Genomic DNA, 18,373 nt, shown 5'->3' on the forward strand with positions numbered 1-18,373 from the left:
AGGAGACCAGCATGCGGTTGCCCCGTTCCTGGGTGGCGGCTGTCCTGTTATGCCTGCCCTTATCCGTCCTGTCGCTCCCTGCGGCGCAGGCGGTATCCGCGCAGGCCGTACAGATCGCGAAATATGACTTCGAAGACGGCACCACGCAGGGATGGGGGCCACGAGGTTCCGGGGTCGCGGTCAGGGTGGCCCCGGACGTGGCCCACACGGGAAGCGGCTCCCTGCTGACCACCGGCAGGACCGAGACCTGGCACGGAGCGTCCATCAGCCCGCCGCTGGAGAAGGGGGTGGCGTACTCAGTCACCGCCTACGCGCGCCTGGCCGCCGGGCAGCCGTCCAGCACGGTCGCGCTCACCGTGCAGCGCACATCCGCCGGCGGGACGACCACGTACGAGCGGGTCGGCGCCGCCACGGTCACCGACGCGGCCTGGACCGAGATCGCCGGCACGTACACCTACGCGGAGGACTCCACCGAGCTGCAGCTCTACGCCGAGAGCTCGGAGGCCACCGGCGAGTACTTCCTGGACGACATCACGATCACCGCCGACGCCGACCCCGGGCAGTCCGGCGTGACCACCGACTTCGAGAGCGGCACCGCGCAGGGATGGACGTCACGCGGCTCGGCCTCGCTGACGGTCAGCACGGCGGAGGCCCACGGCGGCACCGCGAGCCTGCTGGCCACGGGCAGGTCGGCCTCCTGGGACGGGCCCTCCCTCAAGGTCCTCGGCAAGATGACCAAGGGGTCGAAGTACACGCTGTCGATCTGGGTGCGGCTCGGGCCGGACACGGCGGCCGGCGAGCTGGGCCTGTCGGTGGAGCGCCGCCTCGCCGGCACGGCGAGCTACGACCGCGTGGTGGCCCCCACCGCGATCACGGCCGGGCAGTGGGTCCAGCTGAAAGGTTCATACACGTTGGCCTACGACGTGGACTTCCTCAGCGTCTACGTGGAGTCCGGAAGCGGCACCTTCCCGTTCTCGATCGACGACTTCACACTGGCGTACGTGCCGCCGAAGCCGATCCAGACCGACCTCCCCTCGCTCAAGGACGGGCTGCCGTTCGACGTGGGAGCGGCGGTCGCGCGGGCCCAGACCCTCGGCGAGCACGGGCGACTGCTCACCAAGCACTTCGACAGCGTGACCCCGGGCAACGCGCTGAAGTGGGACGCCACCGAGCCGCGCGAGGGCGAGTTCACCTTCGGCGACGGCGACCACCTGGTGGACTACGCCACCGAGCACGGCCTGAAGTTCCGCGGCCACACGCTGGCCTGGCACAGCCAGACCCCCGGCTGGGTGTTCAAGGACGGCGACCGCGACCTGACGGCCACCCCGGCCGACAAGGCCCTGCTGCTGAAGCGGCTGGAGAACCACATCAGAGCGGTCGTCGGCCGCTACAAGGGCAGGATCCAGACCTGGGACGTCGTCAACGAGGTCGTGGACGAGAACCAGCCCGACGGCATGCGCCGAAGCCCGTGGTTCCTGATCACCGGCTACGACTTCATCCGCACGGCGTTCCGCGTCGCCCACCAGGTGGACCCGGCCGCCGAGCTCGTGCTGAACGACTACAACACCGAGCTGCCGCGCAAGCGCGAGGCCGTCTACAACCTGGTCAGGAAGCTCAGGGGCGAGGGAGTGCCGGTCGACGCCGTCGGCCACCAGCTCCACGTGAACATCGAGCAGGCCCCGGCAGCCGAGATCGAGAAGACCATCGAGCTGTTCGCGGGGCTCGGGGTGGACCAGCAGGTCACCGAGCTGGACGTCAGCGTCTACACCGACTTCGCCTCCTCCTACGCCACCGTGCCCGCCGAAGTGCTGGCCCAGCAGGGGTACCGCTACAAGGAGATCTTCGACGTCCTACGCCGGCAGGCCTCCCACCTGTCCTCGGTGACGGTGTGGGGCCTCGCCGACGACGCCACCTGGCTGTCCTCCTTCCCGATCACCCGGCTCAACCCGCCGGTGCTGTTCGACGACGAACTCCAGGCCAAGCCGGCGTACTGGGGCGTGGCCGACCCGTCGCGGCTGCCGCCGCTGACGCGGAGGCTCGACGCGCCGAAGGGCACCGTCAAGATCGACGGTGAGCGCGAGCGGCAGTGGGACCTGCTGCCCGACGCGCCGGTCGCCCGGGTGGGCGACCTCGCCGCCGGGTTCCAGGCCCGCTGGTCTCCCGCCGGCCTCGCCGTGCTGGCCGAGGTGCGCGACCCGTCGCGCGACAAGGCGGACACGGTGACCGTGCGGGCCGGTGGCACCGCCCACGTCATGAAGCGTGACGGCGGTGCCCGATGGTACGACACGCGGGCCGTCAAGGGCGGCTACCGCGTGGAGGCACTCCTTCCCGCCGGGGCGGCGCTCGGCGGGAAGGTCCCCTTCGAGCTGGTCGTGCACGACGTCAGGGGGGAGGTCTCCTGGAAGGGCGAGCTCACCCTCACCCCGGCGGTGAGCCTGGCCACGGCGCGCAGGGGCACGCCGGTCATCGACGGGGTCGCCGACGCCGCCTGGGCCAAGGCCCCGGAGATCCGCACCGCCACCTGGATCCAGGGCACCACCGGTGCCACCGCCACCGTCCGCGCGATGTGGGACGCCGGGCACCTGTACGTGCTCGCGCGCGTCACCGACCCCGCGCTCAGCGAGGTCTCGCCCAACCCGTGGGAGCAGGACTCCGTCGAGATCTTCGCCGACCCCGGGAACGGCAAGACCAAGGGGTACGACGATGACGACGGGCAGTACCGCGTGTCCTTCTCCGGGAAGCAGACCGTCGGCGGCACCTTCGACGCCTTCGCCGTCAAGGACAACCTGACGAGCGCGGCGAAGATCGTGCCCGGCGGCTACGTCGTCGAGGCGTCGATCAGGCTGCCGACGGTCACGCTGGCCGCCGGAAGCCTCCTGGGCTTCGACATCCAGGTCAACGACGCGACCGCCGCCGCCCGTACAGGGGCCGTGACCTGGAACGACGCCTCCGGCCAGTCCTACCTCAGCACGGCGGGCTGGGGAGTGCTCGAACTGACCAGATAAGCGAGACGAAAGGCCGCGTGCGGTGCGCTTCAGCAACCCGATCCTGCCGGGGTGCCACCCGGACCCCTCGATCTGCCGGGTGGGCGAGGACTACTACCTGGTGACCTCGACCTTCGAGTGGTTCCCCGGCGTGCCGGTCTTCCACAGCAGGGATCTGGTGCACTGGCGGCAGATCGGGCACGCGCTCGACCGGGCGTCCCAGCTTCCCGTGGACGGCATACGGCCGAGCGGAGGCATCTACGCGCCGACGCTGAGGCACCACGACGGCGTGTTCTACCTGGTCACCACCCTGGTGGACGGGCTGATGGAGTCGGGCAACCTCCTCGTCACCGCCACCGACCCCGCCGGGCCGTGGAGCGAGCCCTACTGGCTGTCCGACACCGAGGGGTTCGACCCGTCCCTGTTCTTCGACGACGACGGCCGGGCGTGGGCGCACGGCACCCGCCCCGCCCGGCCACAGCGGTACGAGGGACACACCGAGGTCTGGCTCCGCGAGCTGGACCTCGACGGCATGAAGCTCGTCGGCGAGGAGCACGTGCTCTGGGAGGGCGCGGTCAAGGGCGCGATCTGGGCCGAGGGGCCGCATATCTACAAGGTCGACGGCACCTACTACCTGTTGGCCTCCGAGGGCGGCACCGAGCACGACCACGCCCTGAGCGTCGCCCGCGCTGACACGGTGACCGGGCCGTACACCGGGAACCCGCGCAACCCGGTCCTCACCCACCGCAACCTCGGCCGCGACCACCCCATCGTGGGCACCGGCCACGGGGACCTGGTCCAGACACCGGGCGGCGAGTGGTGGATGGTGCTCCTCGCCATGCGGCCGTACGGCGGCTACCACTACAACCTCGGCCGCGAGACGTTCCTGACGCCGGTGCGGTGGGAGGACGGCTGGCCCGTCCCCGGCCCGGTCGAGCTCGACGCCGAGGCGCCCGGCCTTCCCGTGCACCGGTGGCCGGCCGCGCCCGCCTGCGACAACTTCGACGCCGTACGGCTGGCGCCCGACTGGAACCACCTGCGCACGCCGCGCGAGCCGTACTGGACGCTCACCGAGCGCCCCGGGTACCTGCGGCTGCGGGGACGGCCGGAGTCGCTCACCGAATGGACCAATCCGAGCCTCGTCGCCCGGCGGCAGCGGCATGCCCACTTCGCCGTGCGCGCCGCCATGGAGTTCACCCCCTCAGGTGGGGAGCGTGCAGGTCTGGCGCTGGTGCAGAACGACGACTTCCACATCCTGCTGGTCATGACCACCGGGGGGCTTGTCGTGATCAGGAGGGAGGGCGGCGCCGACCGCACGCTGGCGCAGGCGGACGTGCCTGGCGGGCGGCTCTGGCTCGGCGTGGAGGCCCACGAGCAGGAGTACCAGATGTCGTACGCCACCTCGCCGGGGGAGTGGCACCCGCTGGGCGACCCGGTGGACGGCCGTGTCCTCAGCACCTCCCTCGCCGGAGGCTTCATCGGCGCCTACATCGGCATGTACCTCTCCGGCGAGGGCCACCCGAGCGACAACGTCGCCGACTTCGACTGGTTCGAATACCTCCCCCTGCCGGGGGTCTAACGCGGGTCACCGTAACGGTGCGACGGCATCGGCCTACAACGATCTCGGCTTCGGCAAGGTCGGACCAGAAGTGCCGGGGACACGGACAACGATCGCGTCAATCGTGGTGTGAACCGCCACAGCACCGATCGTAAATTCCGTTACCGCTCCATCCGCAGCGTATTCGAAACGCCCATCCTGGACGACTACAAGTGGGCCAAGGTGCCTGATATCCCGGCCGGCATGATGTTCCTCGACCTGGAAGACTCGGTGGCGTCGGCCCGTAAGGAAGAGGCCCGCGAGCGCGCCGTTCACTACCTGCGGGACCCCTCTGCGCCGGACTACCGTGATCTGCCCGAGATCCGCCGTCGCGCCGAGGTCAGCCGTATGCAGGGTTGCACCGCATTGTCGACCTTCTATCCTCCGCACGTCCAGATCGTCCATGACATCTTCACGCCGACCGAGGCGGAGGTCGCCGCCGCCCGGGAGCCGGTCGAGATCTACGAAGCGGTTGTGGCCGAAGGTAAGCCGGCGGCCCTCGGCGCCACGGGCGAGGCCAGGGCCTGGTTGACCTGCCGCGCCCGGGCAGGCCGGAGATCTACGGGCCCGAGGTGCGCCTGCGCGTGGTCGCCTGTGCCACCAGGGTGCCCTCGGAAGGGGAAGCGACCTGGACCCACACCTTGATCGCGCAGCAGTTGGCCGATGTGGGCATCTCCCCCTCCCACATCGGGCGGATCCGCGGAGCGCGAGATCAGGATGATCATGCTCCGTCAGAAGGTCTCTGGTCATCGGTTACGAGTCGGTAATTGATGGTCAGTGAGCGGCCTTAACCGCGAGTAGGTCAACCAGAAAGACAAGCGGCTCATTCGGCGGGATCGCGCGTTTTCCGGCTGCGCCGTAGGCCTGCGCGGCCGGGATGGCGAATTCGCGCCGGCCACCGACCTTTATGCCACGCAGACCCTTGTCCCAGCCCTCGATGACCTGGCCCGCCCCCAACACAAAGGTGAACGGGGATTGCTGATGCCAGGACGCGTCGAACTCCTCTCCATCGGAATAGGGCGGCGGGAAAACCGTGCCGTCCGCCGAAATAGCGGCAGCCGTCGACTGCGAGTGTCCGTGTGCCGGGGCGTCCGTCCGGCGGCTGTCGCCTTCGTCGTGCTCGCGAACCCTCCGGCGAGCCAGGTGACGAGCAGTGCGACACCCGCGGCGGCGACGACTGCCGAAATCTAGCAGGACCGCATATGCGACGCGTCGGCCGGTGGGTCCGTGACCGCGAGCGGGAAGGGGCGAACCGCGGACTCATCGTCGATCCCCCGGCCGGGCCGACCTGGAAAGTCGCAGGTGCAGGCATGAACCCGGTGCACGCCCCGGCCATCTCCCCGCTGAATAATTGTCCAAAATTGTTCACGTTAGTGCGTCAATATGCCTGCTTGACATGATTTGTACTTTTCTCCCAGACTTGCGAACTCTGATCAACCCCATAGGAAGGACCGTCACACGTGGTAAGAGCCTCGACCGCCTACCAGAGACGAGTAGGCATCGTCGCCCTTTCGCTCGCGTGCCTCGCCGCGATCGGACTGCCGGTCGCCCATGCCGAGCCGAGCTCTGACGACAGCGTCTCCGTCACGGTCATGAACACGACCGATCTACATACCCACCTCTTCAACTGGGACTACTACGCGGATAAACCGGACACGGGGCGTGGCCTGGCCAGGGTCTCCAGCCTCATCGAAAAGGTCCGGGTCGAGAAGGGCCGAGACCACACTCTGCTGCTCGACAACGGCGACACGATCCAGGGCACGCCGCTGGGTACCTATTACGCCAGGACCGAGCCAATCACCAAGGGCACGATCCACCCGATGGCCGAGGCGATGAACGCGATCGGCTACGACGTCATGACCTTGGGCAACCACGAGTTCAACTACGGGGTCGAGACTCTGCGAGCGTTCGAAAAGCAGGTCGACTTCCCGATACTCGGCGCCAACGTTCACGACTGGAACAGCGGCGAGCCCGCTTTCACCCCCTACATCATCAAGACGATGTCGATCGAGGGGCACGATCCGATCCGCGTCGGCATCCTCGGTCTGACCACACCTGGCTCCGCCATCTGGGACAAGTCCAGCGTTGAAGGGCGGCTTCGCTTCAACGGGATCGTCGAAGAAGCGAAGAAGTACGTACCGATCATCCGCGACCAGGGTGTGGACGTCCTCGTCGCCTCGGTCCACTCCGGCACCAGCACGGGCTCGTCGTACGGCGACCAGATCCCGTTCCCCGAGAATGCCTCCACGCTGCTCGCCCAGGAGGTCCCCGGCATCGATGTGATCGTCGCCGGGCATTCTCACAGCGAGATCCCGCAGCAGTTGGTCACCAACAAGGCCACCGGTAAGCAGGTGCTTGTCACCCAGGCGGGCTCCTGGGGCAAGGTTCTCGGTGTGGTCGACATCGATCTCGCGAAGGTCGACGGTCAGTGGAGCGTCGCCTCGAAGTCGTCCAAGCTGCTGCAGGCGAGCACGGTGACCGACGACCCGAAGATCAACGCGTTGACCGGCGCGGCGCACCAGAAGGTGGTCGATCACGTCAACGGTGTCATCGGCACGTCTCTCGAGACCATGCCGATGCGGGAGGCCCACTACAAGGACGTCGCCGCACTGGACTTCATCAACTACGTCCAGGCGGAGGTCGTGAAGAAGGGCCTGGCGGGCACGCCCGAAGCATCCCTTCCGGTCCTCTCCCTGGCTGCGCCTTTCGACGCCAAGGCCGTCATCCCGAAGGGCAACGTCACGATCCGTGACATGGCGGGAGCGTACATCTACGACAACACGCTGATCGGCGTGAAGATGAACGGCGCCCAGATGAAGGACTTCCTGGAGTGGTCGGCGAAGTTCATGAAGCAGGTGTCGGTTCCCGGCCCGTACAAGCCGGGCACCGTGACCGGTAACGGCCCGGCGTACAACTACGACGTCGCACGGGGACTGACCTACGACATCGACGTCTCCAAACCCGCTGGGGAGCGGATCATCAACCTCTCCTTCAACGGGGCGCCCCTGGACCCCGCCCAGGAGTTCGTGGTCGCGACCAACAACTACCGCCAGAACGGCGGCGGCAACGCGCCCCACATCGCCACCGCGCCGATCGTCTTCAACCCCCTCACCGAGGTGAGGGACGAGATCATCGACTGGATGATGGAACACAAGACCATCGACCCGGCCGCGTTCGCGCGTGTGGACTGGCGTCTGGTGTACAAGGGCGAGCCGGCCCTGGTCCTGGACACCGTCGCCACTCTGACCCCCAGCTCCACCGAACTCAGCTTCGGAAACCAGGGGACCGGGGAGCAGAGCGACCCGATGGCGGTGCGGTTCACCAACACCAGCCAGTCCACGATCACCGTCAACTCTGTCGAAGTGCCCTCGGGCTTCGTCGTCTCCGATGACACGTGCCAGGGCCGGCAGCTTGCCTCGGGTGCCTCCTGCAGCGTGTCCGTGGCGTTCAAGCCGACCGCTGGCACGACCTACACCGGAAACCTGGTCGTCCGAAGCACCGCCGCCAACAGCCCGACCACGGTGGCACTCAGCGGAACCGCACTCGGTGTTCCGCTGACCGTGACCGCCCAGGCCCGCTGCGTGGGCACATCGGCGTACGTGGCGGTCACGGCCGTCAACGACGGCACCGTGCCGGTGAACGTGACGCTGTCGACCGCCTACGGTGCCAAGACCGTGGCGGACGTGGCCACGGGCAAGCAGGCGTACCAGTCCTTCAACACCAGGACCGGGCAGCTCGCCGCGGGCACGGCGGCTGTGACGGGTACCGCGACGATCGGTGGCAAGCAGGTCACCTCGTCCTACGACGCCTCCTACACCTCGATCAGCTGCGCCTGACCGGACCGGCGGTGGCCACGGTAAATGCCGTAGGTGCCCGGGGGCGCCGCCTTCAGTGAACCCGGGGCCGGTCGATTCGGCCGGCCCCGGCCCCGCACCCATAGATGGAGCGATCAAATGAAGACCAAGAGAACTGCCCAGATACTGGCCGTGTCGGTGCTCGGCCTCGCGCTTGCCGGTGTGGCCGGTCCCGCGATGGCGGACGGCGACCCTGACAACAGCGGGATCGAGGTGTCGGTGAAGATCGAGCCGCTGCGCGTTCCCGGTCAGGTGTCGATGACCGTGGCCGACAACAGCGGTGTGACCCTCGCGGAGAACGGGTCGAATGCCGCCGCCCGCCAGTTCACCGGCACCCTGCCGACGGTCACGGTGGCCGACACCCGTCTTCCCGACGAGATCCCCGCGGGAGACTTCTGGGCGGTGGTGGGCCAGTCCAGCCAGTTGGTCGCGACCGGCGACCCGGCCAAGACCATCGGCCCGGAGTATCTGGGATGGACCCCGCACCTGCTGACCGGCTCCTCCACCGGGTCGGTGGCGCCCGGTGAGCCCGTCTCCAGTGTCGTCTCCGACGGCACCGGAGCACCCGCCGTGGGTCTGCAGGGCCAGGAACTGCTCGTCTCGACCGCGAACTCCGCTGACGAGATCGGCACCCACCAGGTCAACGCCGACCTCGCACTGCGCACTCCGGTCGACGTCGCCGCCGGGGAGTACCACTCGACCCTGACGCTCTCGCTGTTCAACCAGTCCTGAGCCCAGGGGGCGGAACGCCCCCTGCCGCTGGATCCGTCCGGGACATGTGCAAGTCTGGCCCACGTCCCGGACCTTCACGATGAGACAGGAGACACCTCTGTTGGCCAAGAGCCGTTCACGGGGCGCCCTCGCCCTCCTCACCGACCTCTGATCCCGAAATCGGAGAGCAACTGGGCAGGCCGGCACTATTCCCGCTGCATCGAGCACAGGCGTTTCACCCGGTACGGCGGAGCCTGGATGTACGCCGGGGCGATCTGAATCCGCCCGGCACGGCAACCGTACAGAGTGAAACTTTCACCGACGGTTGACGCCCGTGGCGCCAGCCCGCAGGATCATGGGGCCTCCCTGGTCAGGAGGGAGCGTCAACTGAATTGCCGCTACCCATGACGAGGTGTGCCCATGCTCAATGTCCCCTCACGGATCGCGTCCGCCCTCCTGCTGACCGTGGTCGCCCTGAACGTTCCCACCGCGTACGCCGACGACGTCACCCCGGTCGCGGTGACCGTCAACGCGCGCGCCGCACTCGCCACCGTCCCCGAAACCGGCATCGGCACCAACCATGCGATCTGGGACAGCAATCTGGGCACCGACGAGACCTCGGACCGGCTCAAGGACGCGGGCGTGAAGCTGCTGCGCTATCCCGGCGGCTCCTACTCCGACATCTATCACTGGGCCGACCACACCGCTCCCGGCGGCTACGTCGCTCCCAACACCGATTTCGACACCTTCATGCGTGGCGTGCGGCGCACCGGAGCGCAGGCGATGGTGACCGCCAACTACGGCACCGGCACCGCCAACGAGGCCGCCGGCTGGGTCCGCTACGCCAACGTCACCAAGAAGTACGGCGTCATGTACTGGGAGATCGGCAACGAGAACTACGGCAACGGCCACTACGGCTCCGCCTGGGAGGCCGACGACCACGCCGACAAGAGCCCGGCCGAGTACGCGCGCAACGTCGTCGCCTACGCCGATGCGATGAAGGCGGTGGATCCGACCATCAAGATCGGCGCTGTGCTGACCACAGCGGGCGACTGGCCCGACGGGCTGGTCGCCGGCGGCGACGACGGAACCTGGAACAAGGTCGTCCTGTCGATCGCCGGACCGAAGATCGACTATGTGATCCTGCACTGGTACCCCGGCGCCTTCGACAAGGCCGGCCGCGTGCCCGACATGATCTATCTCACCCGCCGGCAGATCGCCGAGTACGCGGGGCCCGGGTCGGAGCGGATCGGCATTTCGATGACCGAGTTCAACACCGGGACCAGTAGCAACGGCACGAACACTCAGCCCGGTGCGCTCGCCGCCGCCGACGCCTACGCGACGCTGCTCGCGAACGGCGTGTTCACGGTCGACTGGTGGAACGTGCACAACGGCATCGGCAGTGTCACGCAGGTCGCGGGGCACACCGACTACGGCGACTTCGGCCTGCTGTCGAGCGCGACCTGCACCTCCGACGGCAGCGTGTGCGAGCCGGCCTTGAACACACCCTTCGCGCCGTACTACGCGCTGCAGATGACGAGCAGGTTCGCCCGTCCCGGCGACCAGTTCATCCGGGCCGCCACCGACCAGGCGAAGGTCAGCGCGCACGCCGTCCGCCGCCCCAACGGCGATCTGGCGGTCCTGTTGATCAACACCTCGCCCGACACGTCCTTCCCGGTCACGATCGGTTATTCCGGCTTCAGCCCGGCCTCCGGGGCGCCGACCGTGCTGACCCACACCAACGGCGCCACCGACATCACCGGCTCGACCTCGGGGAGCGCGACCAGCCGGACGCTGCCGCCGCTGTCGCTGACCACGATCGTTGTGCATCCCAGCTCTGCGCAGACCGGACTGCCGGGCGCGCCGGGGCAGCCGACGGTCTCGAACGTGACGGACAAGACCGCCACGATCTCCTGGCCCGCCGCCTCCGCCGGGACGCGTCCGATCGTGAAGTACGAGGTCTACCGCCACGACGGAGCCGTCGGCGAGCAGCTCGGTGAGACCGCCGGTAACTCCTTCACCGTCAACAACCTCAAGCCGGGCACGCGCTACACGGTCAACGTGGTCGCGCGGGACAGCGGCGGCGGCGTCTCGTCGGCCTCCCCGCCTCTCACGTTCACGACCGGCACGCCCGCCTCCAGTTCCTGCACGGTACGGCTGACCGACCAGTCCGACTGGGGCAACGGCTACGTCGGCGCCATCGACATCACCAACAACGGCGCCCCGATCAACGGCTGGACCCTGAACTTCAGCTGGCCCAGGACGTGGCAGAGCCTGGGCAGCGGCTGGAGCGCCGTCTGGACGCAGAACGGCTCGAACGTCAAGGTCGTCAACGAGCCCAACAACGGCTCGCTGTCCACCGGCGCGTCGACCACGATCGGCTTCGTCGGCAACTACAGCGGCCCGAACATCCTCCCCGCCGTCTTCACCCTCAACGGAAATGTCTGCACAACGCAGTAGCACTGGTAGGACCGTCCGGGGCCGTCCCGCGCAGACGTCCCCGGACACGCACCCGAAGCCGCGAAACGGGCGGGTCACGGCGTTGATGTGATGCTCAGCGTCTACGCCAAGTGCATCGACGGCCAACGATCCCCTATCTGATACTCGGCCTTCCCGGTGTGGGCATGCTTTTCTGGCTCACCCGCTTAATCAAGATCCCCCGGCAACGTCGCGTACTCAAGTACGTCGACAAGCCCTGGAAACACAGGCTTCGAGGCCCCTTCGCGTTGTTCAGGAGAGAACGCGGGCCATTGCGCGACCTCTATTGGACCCGCCCGTGTAGCGCGTGACGGGTGAACGCCGTTCTGCCCACCCAAACCCTTTCCCAATCCGAGCCTCGTCGCCCGGCGGCAGCGGCATGCCCACTTCGCTGTGCGCGCCGCCATGGAGTTCACCCCATCAGGTGGGGAGCGTGCAGGGCTGGCGCTGGTGCAGAACGACGACTTTCACATCCTGCTGGTCATGACCACCGGGGGGCTTGTCGTGATCAGGAGGGAGGGCGGCGCCGACCGCACGCTGGCGCAGGCGGATGTGCCTGGCGGGCGGCTCTGGCTCGGCGTGGAGGCCCACGAGCAGGAGTACCAGATGTCGTACGCCACCTCGCCTGGGGAGTGGCAGCCGCTGGGCGACCCGGTGGACGGCCGTGTCCTCAGCACCTCCCTCGCCGGAGGCTTCATCGGCGCCTACATCGGCTGCTCGGTGTTGAGCCGCTCCAGCCCCTGCGGCGTCACCGGAGAGGAACCACCTGTCTCAGTGGTTCATGATTGCTTGCTCGGTCAGGGCGGAGGCCGGTTTGTGGGGGTCGGGTGTGGCCGGGGGGTGGGGTGGCGCGGCCATACGCGCTGGTCGGTCGTGGGGTCGAGGTGGCGTTCGGCTCTTTCGATCCGCCATAGACGTTCGGCTAGTTCGTCGGGGTCTCGTGCCTCGATCAGGCCGAGGTGTTCGCGGTTCCGGGCCGGTGGCAGCGCCCACCAGTGTCCAGTGGCGGTGCCGTACCAGAGGCACCAGCCGTTGAACCGCTGCGTCAGTGCCCGTACGACGTCTTGGCGGGTGGCGTCGGCCTGTGTGGAGGTCGGCGTCATGCGGGTGTTCCGGGGTCTTCGGTCGGGGTGAGCTCCGCCCATGTCGTGGTCCTCCGATGGCCGATGGTGAAGTCCCAGCACGCCGCCACCACGTGCACCAGTCGCAGGCCCCGGCCTCGAAGGTCCACCTCGTCCAGCGCTCCGGCCCAGTCGGGGAACTCCGCGATGCCGGCCGGTCGCATGCAGGGGACACCGTCCGCGCCGTCGTCGGCCACTTCGATGCGTACGCGGGCGCCGACGTGCAGGACGTACAGCGTGACGGTGCCACCCGGCAGCGACGATCGGGAGTGCTGGACACTGTTAGAAACCAGTTCGGAGACCACCAGCAGGGCGGCGTCCAGGAGCGGATCCCCGGCGAGGAGCTTGCGGACGAACGCGCGTGCCGCGCTCACCTGTTCGACGTGGCCGGCGAGGGTGAGGTACCCGGCGACGGTCCACGCGCCCGGTGCCGCGCCGTTCCGATGCTCATCGTCGTGACCGATGGGGCTGTCCACGGCGATCACACCCTGTGGGTCCGTTCCTGGGCCTGGTACGGCCGCACTGGGCCGTACCGTCTCGCGGCTGCTCGTCGGTGGGACGGGCTGCGCGACCGTCCCTTTCCTCTGCGAGACGCCGATGCACGACACCTCCCGTTCCAGCACCTGAAGCACCCGCGCCCCGCCGCCCAGCAGCTCTGACCGCCCAGCCTCTCGCCCCACCATCGACCTCCACTGGCTCCTGCGGCTGTTGTCGCCGCCCTGAGTATCGAGAACTGTGAGCAACTAGATGATTACTCACTGTTTAGGGGAGTGTTGCGGAGCGCATGTGCTCCATGCAAGTGCATCAGGCAAATCTCTTGAATTTCCGTAGCGGAATGTATGGGTGAAGTGACGATTGGTGACGCTAGGGTTCACCGGTGACGTCCCAACAGCTTTCGAGGTGAACTGTGTCCGCGAGTCAAGGGCCGACGGTCCGTCGCCGTCGACTGGGAATCGAGCTGCGGCGCCTACGAGAGGCCGTGGACAAGACGATCGATGAGGTTGGACGTCATCTGGAGCGCTCGGCGTCGACCATCAGCCGCATTGAGACCGGGAAGACCGTGCCGCGGCTTCGTGATGTGCGGGACATGCTTGACATGTACGGAGTCGTTGACGGAGATCAGCGGGAGTTGCTTCTCGCCATGGTGCGAGACGCTCAGCAGAAGGGGTGGTGGACGGACTACGAAGACGTCTTGCCCGCCGGGTTTGAGACGTACGTGGGTCTTGAAGCCGAGGCCGCATCATTGCGCACCTACCAAACCAACCTTGTCCATGGGCTGCTGCAGACCGAGGACTATGCTCGTGCCCTTCTTCGCGCTGTCCGGCTCATGGACCGCCAGGACAGCGTGGACCGCCTCGTCGCACTCCGGATGAGACGTCAGGCAGCTCTCGGACGTGATCACCCGCTTGAGCTGTGGGCTGTGCTTGACGAGGCTGTCCTGTGCCGTCCCATCGGTGGTTCCGCCGTCATGCGGGCCCAGTTGGAGCGACTCATAGAGGCCGCCGGCTCGCCCGCTGTCACCATCCAAATCCTGCCATTCGCGAAGGGTGCACACGTCGGGCTTATCGGCCCGTTCTCGATCATCGAATTCCCTGACGTAAGCGACCCCGATGTCGTCTATGCGGAAAGTCCCGCAGGAAACCTGTACGTAGAGAAACCGAGGGAGGTGCGTCGCTATACGCTGGTTTTCGACCATCTGCGCGCTGCTGCGCTGCCACCGGATGAATCAGTGGCTGTCCTCGCCGCAGCGATGAAGGCGATCAGGTGACCGAGACGGGAAGGGGCGGGATCCATGATGGACGCGTCGAAGCTCCATTGGCGTAAGAGCACGCGCAGTGCCAACGGATCGGAGTGCGTAGAGGTAGCCACGATGGGCACCGCCTCAGACGCAGGAGTACAGGCCCCTTCGGTCCTGCTACGTGACAGCAAGAACCCGTCCGGCCCAATCCTCGCCTTCACCTCGGTCCAATGGCGTGTCTTCGTCTGTGGAGTGAAAGACGGATGGCTCGGGGGAGGGAAGGCGAGGCGGTAAAGGTGAGCCGCACGTGGGCGCCTTGTCCGTGATCTGCCCAATTCCGCATTTGGCGCGATATACGGCCATGTTGCCCTCGTAACGCGGCAGATGGACTGGCTCCTGCGAGCTCAAGGGACGAGTCATCGGCGTCCTCGCCTCGGTAGCCGTAGGTCGGCTGTGGCACGGCGGCGACCACACCGCCTGGCAGCCAGGAGCGGTGCCGCCCGGCGGAGAGGGGGTGCATGGCATGTCGAGAATGGCGCTTCGCCGTTCGTCGTCATGCTGGACGATGCGGTAGAAGGAGGAAGTGTGAGGTACCTGATGCTGGTCTGCGTTGATGAGGACGTGGAGCCCAACGCGGACCCCGAGCCCTGGATCGACGAGATGGAGGGTCACGGTGTGCGGCTAATGGGCAACCGGCTATGCCCTGTCCGTGACTCGACGACGGTACGGGTGAGGGGCGGTGAGGTGCTCGTCGCGGACGGGCCGTTCGCGGAGACCAAGGAGCAGATCGGCGGCTTCGACATCCTCGAGTGCGCCGACCTCGACGAGGCGATCGAGGTGGCGTCGAAGCACCCGGCAGCGGCATTCGGGACCCTCGAACTGCGGCCGTTCTGGGAACGGTGAGCGCCCGAGACGCCGTCACCGTCGCCTTCCGCGAGGAGCGGGCCAGGGTGCTGGCGACGCTCATCCACCTCACTCGCGACTGGGAACTGGCTGAGGAGTGCGTCCAGGACGCCTTCGAGGCGGCTCTGCTGCACTGGCCCGACGACGGTGTTCCCCTGCGACCCGGGGCGTGGTTGACCACCACCGCGCGCAACCGCGCCGTCGACCGGCTGCGCCGTGGCAACGTCGAGGAGACGAAGCTGAGGGAGGTGGCCGAGGCGCAGGACACCGAGGACGACGAGGCGGGCGACGACCGGCTGCGACTGATCTTCACGTGTTGCCATCCCGCGCTCCCGCTCGACGCCCGGGTCGCCCTCACGCTGCGAACGGTCGCCGGCCTCACCACCGGGGAGATCGCCCGGGCGTTCGTGACGCCGACCGCGACGATGGCGCAGCGGCTGTCCCGCGCCAAGCGGAAGATCCGAGAGGCGGGCATCCCGTACCGCGTCCCTCCGCCGGAGCTCCTGCCTGAGCGGCTCATCGGCGTGCTGGGCGTGGTCTACTTGCTCTTCAACGAGGGCTATTCGGGACGGCGAGAGCTGGCCGAAGAGGCGATCCGGCTGGGCCGGCTCCTGGAGCAACTGATGCCCACCGAGACAGAGGTACGCGGTCTGCTCGGGCTGATGCTGCTCCACCACGCGCGCGCCGACGCGCGTACGGACAGCGCCGGCGACCTGGTCCCGCTGGAGAAGCAGGACCGGACCCGGTGGCACCGCGAGCTGATCGACCAAGGCGTCCGCCTCCTCACCGGCACCACCACCCCGTACCAGCTCCAAGCCGCCATCGCGGCGTGCCACGCCACCGCGACCACCGCTGAGGACACCGATTGGCGGCGGATCGCTGTCCTGTACGAGCAGCTGGCCAGTCTCACGCCATCGCCATTCGTCAAGCTCAACTGGGCGGTCGCGGTCGCGATGGCCGACGGGCCGGAAGCCGGGCTGGCACTCGTCGACACCCTCGAATCCTTGGGCAGGCTCGACGGTTACCACCTGCTCCCGGCCACCCGCGCGGACCTGCTGCGCCGGCTACGCCGACGGGCGGAGGCCGCCGCCGCGTACGAGCAGGCGCTCACCCTGGCGCCCACCGAGCCCGAGCGGCGCTACCTACGTCGACGCATCGCCGAGGTCCGCGGCTGATCCGGCGCCTCCTGCTGTCGAGGAGGGCCATGCCGCGTTCGTCGTCCGTGCGGACCCGATTCCCGGGGCAATCCACGACCGGAGGTCACACGATGACGATAAAGGACCAGACCACACCGGCTCGGCCGGCCGCGCGGGGCGGCGGGACCGGCCGATGGCCCGCCACGGCCGTCTTCTTCCTCAACGGGCTCGCGCTGTCGACGTACATCGTGCGACTACCCTCCCTGAAGGGTGAGCACCACCTCGCCGACGGTCAGCTCGGGGTCGTCGGGGTGCTCTTCGCCCTGGCGGCCCTTGCCTCGATGCAGTTCGTCGGGCCGCTGGTGGCCCGGATCGGAAGCCGGCCCGTCCTGCGCGCCTCGCTTGTCATCATGCCGCTGCTGCTGGCCTTCGTCGGCCTGGCCGGCGGCCCGGTCCAGTTCGCCTTGGTCGCAACGGCGCTCGGCGCCGTTCACGGCATCACGGACGCCGCAATGAACGCACACGCCGTCACCGTCGAGCGGCTCAATCGACGTCCCATCCTCAACGGCTGCCACGCCGCCTGGAGCGTCAGCGCGGTCGTCGCCTCCCTCGCGATGGCCGCCCTGGCGCACGCCGGCGTCTCGTCCACCACGCACCTCGTAGGAGCCGCGACCGTGCTCCTCGCCGGTGGGCTCGTGCTCGGGCCGCTCCTGCTGCCCGCAACGACGGATCTCCGTAACGCCAAGGCTCCAGCACGCCGTCACCTCGGGTGGCGCGGTGGCTGGACCCGCCCGGTCGTCGCACTCGGCCTGACCGGCATGACTCTGATGGTCTGCGAGGGCGCCGCCCTCAGCTGGAGCGCGATCTTCCTGCACGACAGCAGGGGCGCGTCACTCGGCCTCGCCGTGACGGCGGTCACGGCGTACACGGCCGGTCAGACGGGCGGCCGGCTGGTCGGCGACCGCCTGACCATGCGGTACGGCGCTCCGCCCGTCTTCCGCACCGGCGGGCTCGTCGCGGCCTGCGGCCTCGCGATGGCCGTGCTCGCTCCTCAACCGGCCGCCGCGATCGCCGGGTTCGCCGTGATGGGTCTCGGCGCGTCGGTCCTGCTCCCGCTGACCTTCAGCGCAGTCGGGCAGGCGGATGCCACCGGCCCCGCCGCAGCGGCCATCGTCTCCCGGTTCACGACGTTCACGTACGCGGGCATCCTGCTCGGTCCTGCCGCGATCGGCTGGGCCGCCGAACTGGTGGGACTGGCCTGGGCGCTGTTCGCGCTGATCCCCGTGCTCTTCGCCGTCGCCCTCCTGACCCGGCTGCCCCGCCTGCGGCCCTGACGCTCACGCGCCGAGGCAGCGATCCCCTGTGACGCTCGTCCGCGGATAGGTTTTCGTCCGCCTGTACCGGACCGATCCCCGTGGGCGGTTCGGCGTATTTCGACCGTTCCGAATACCTCCCTCTGCCCGCCACCTGGCCTGGCATCCCGATACGCTGCCGCTGCGGATTGGGTTCGACGAGGAACAGGGAAGACCGTGAGAAGTGATCTCTGCTCGAAATGCGGTTCGCCCCATGTCATGGCCGGGGTGGAGGTGCGCGATCATGCGAGGAACGGCCCGCTGCCGCTGAGCGTCCGCGTCGAGGAGCCCGAGCCGCCGGACCACGGGTTCGTCTGGAAGCAGGGCTCCTCGACGGGCACCGTGCGCGCCTGGATCTGCGCGTCCTGCGGCTACACGGAGCTCTACACCGACAACCTCGCCGCCCTGTACGAGAGTTACCGCAAGGCCCACCCCTGACAGCGGCGCCGCTCGCGATCCAAGGGGGAGTCGCAAGCGGGTCGCTCGACGCCTCCGAAGC

Annotated in this window: 16 protein-coding genes and 1 pseudogene; 14 read left to right on the forward strand and 3 right to left on the reverse strand. The window is 68.2% G+C overall.

Features of this window, described 5'->3' with window-relative positions:
- The first annotated feature begins 11 nt into the window (after positions 1-11).
- The 4 genes from ACOZ38_RS11795 (at position 12) to ACOZ38_RS11810 (ending at position 5,348) form a co-directional block, all read left to right on the forward strand.
- On the forward strand, positions 12-3,005 hold the full coding sequence (locus ACOZ38_RS11795; RefSeq protein WP_424530342.1) for an endo-1,4-beta-xylanase: 2,994 nt from the start codon (positions 12-14) through the stop codon (positions 3,003-3,005).
- A 22-nt stretch (positions 3,006-3,027) separates the two neighbouring features.
- The gene (locus ACOZ38_RS11800) at positions 3,028-4,563 is read left to right on the forward strand and encodes a glycoside hydrolase family 43 protein (protein WP_424530344.1); all 1,536 of its coding nucleotides are present in this window, start codon (positions 3,028-3,030) and stop codon (positions 4,561-4,563) included.
- 108 nt (positions 4,564-4,671) lie between these two features.
- Entirely contained in the window at positions 4,672-5,226 is a 555-nt protein-coding gene (locus tag ACOZ38_RS11805) for a hypothetical protein (RefSeq protein ID WP_424530346.1), read from the forward strand.
- Positions 5,139-5,348: a hypothetical protein gene (locus ACOZ38_RS11810; RefSeq protein WP_424536987.1), complete on the forward strand. Its 210-nt coding sequence runs from the start codon at positions 5,139-5,141 to the stop codon at positions 5,346-5,348. Before ACOZ38_RS11805 ends, ACOZ38_RS11810 begins: the two co-directional genes overlap by 88 nt.
- A gap of 7 nt (positions 5,349-5,355) precedes the next feature.
- On the opposite strand, the gene ACOZ38_RS11815 is transcribed toward ACOZ38_RS11810, so the two are convergent.
- The gene (locus ACOZ38_RS11815; protein WP_424536988.1) at positions 5,356-5,775 is read right to left on the reverse strand and encodes an FKBP-type peptidyl-prolyl cis-trans isomerase; all 420 of its coding nucleotides are present in this window, start codon (positions 5,773-5,775) and stop codon (positions 5,356-5,358) included.
- 266 nt (positions 5,776-6,041) lie between these two features.
- On the opposite strand from ACOZ38_RS11815, the gene ACOZ38_RS11820 reads away from it, so the two are divergent.
- The 4 genes and pseudogenes from ACOZ38_RS11820 to ACOZ38_RS11835 form a co-directional block, all read left to right on the forward strand.
- Positions 6,042-8,417: a 5'-nucleotidase C-terminal domain-containing protein gene (locus tag ACOZ38_RS11820; protein WP_424530348.1), complete on the forward strand. Its 2,376-nt coding sequence runs from the start codon at positions 6,042-6,044 to the stop codon at positions 8,415-8,417.
- A gap of 117 nt (positions 8,418-8,534) precedes the next feature.
- Positions 8,535-9,167, forward strand: coding sequence for a hypothetical protein (locus ACOZ38_RS11825; protein WP_424530350.1), 633 nt, complete (start codon positions 8,535-8,537; stop codon positions 9,165-9,167).
- A gap of 399 nt (positions 9,168-9,566) precedes the next feature.
- Positions 9,567-11,606, forward strand: coding sequence for a cellulose binding domain-containing protein (locus ACOZ38_RS11830; protein WP_424530352.1), 2,040 nt, complete (start codon positions 9,567-9,569; stop codon positions 11,604-11,606).
- A 378-nt stretch (positions 11,607-11,984) separates the two neighbouring features.
- Positions 11,985-12,338 (forward strand): annotated as a pseudogene (locus ACOZ38_RS11835) (glycoside hydrolase family 43 protein); the annotation flags it as partial.
- Positions 12,339-12,421: 83 nt separating this feature from the next.
- On the opposite strand, the gene ACOZ38_RS11840 reads toward ACOZ38_RS11835, so the two are convergent.
- A complete protein-coding gene (locus tag ACOZ38_RS11840) occupies positions 12,422-12,727 on the reverse strand; it encodes a hypothetical protein (RefSeq protein WP_424530353.1) in 306 nt (101 codons plus the stop codon).
- Positions 12,724-13,221 carry an ATP-binding protein gene (locus ACOZ38_RS11845; RefSeq protein WP_424530354.1) on the reverse strand — a complete coding sequence of 166 codons (498 nt, stop codon included), beginning with the start codon at positions 13,219-13,221 and terminating at the stop codon, positions 12,724-12,726. Before ACOZ38_RS11845 ends, ACOZ38_RS11840 begins: the two co-directional genes overlap by 4 nt.
- A gap of 431 nt (positions 13,222-13,652) precedes the next feature.
- Between ACOZ38_RS11845 and ACOZ38_RS11850 the strand changes: the two genes are divergently transcribed.
- From ACOZ38_RS11850 to ACOZ38_RS11875, 6 genes are all read left to right on the forward strand, one after another.
- The gene (locus ACOZ38_RS11850) at positions 13,653-14,513 is read left to right on the forward strand and encodes a helix-turn-helix domain-containing protein (protein ID WP_424530356.1); all 861 of its coding nucleotides are present in this window, start codon (positions 13,653-13,655) and stop codon (positions 14,511-14,513) included.
- Positions 14,514-14,540: 27 nt separating this feature from the next.
- A complete protein-coding gene (locus tag ACOZ38_RS11855; protein WP_424536989.1) occupies positions 14,541-14,777 on the forward strand; it encodes a DUF397 domain-containing protein in 237 nt (78 codons plus the stop codon).
- A 291-nt stretch (positions 14,778-15,068) separates the two neighbouring features.
- On the forward strand, positions 15,069-15,386 hold the full coding sequence (locus tag ACOZ38_RS11860) for a YciI family protein (protein WP_424530357.1): 318 nt from the start codon (positions 15,069-15,071) through the stop codon (positions 15,384-15,386).
- Positions 15,383-16,561 (forward strand): RNA polymerase sigma factor, encoded by a 1,179-nt coding sequence (locus ACOZ38_RS11865; protein ID WP_424530359.1) that lies wholly within the window; start codon positions 15,383-15,385, stop codon positions 16,559-16,561. Before ACOZ38_RS11860 ends, ACOZ38_RS11865 begins: the two co-directional genes overlap by 4 nt.
- 92 nt (positions 16,562-16,653) lie before the next feature.
- Positions 16,654-17,856, forward strand: a complete 1,203-nt coding sequence (locus ACOZ38_RS11870; RefSeq protein ID WP_424530361.1) for an MFS transporter — start codon at positions 16,654-16,656, stop codon at positions 17,854-17,856.
- A gap of 195 nt (positions 17,857-18,051) precedes the next feature.
- A complete protein-coding gene (locus tag ACOZ38_RS11875; RefSeq protein WP_424530362.1) occupies positions 18,052-18,312 on the forward strand; it encodes a hypothetical protein in 261 nt (86 codons plus the stop codon).
- Positions 18,313-18,373 lie beyond the last annotated feature (61 nt).

Origin of the sequence: Sphaerisporangium viridialbum (assembly GCF_049674955.1) — a bacterium.
Classification (GTDB): Bacteria; Actinomycetota; Actinomycetes; order Streptosporangiales; family Streptosporangiaceae; genus Sphaerisporangium; species Sphaerisporangium viridialbum.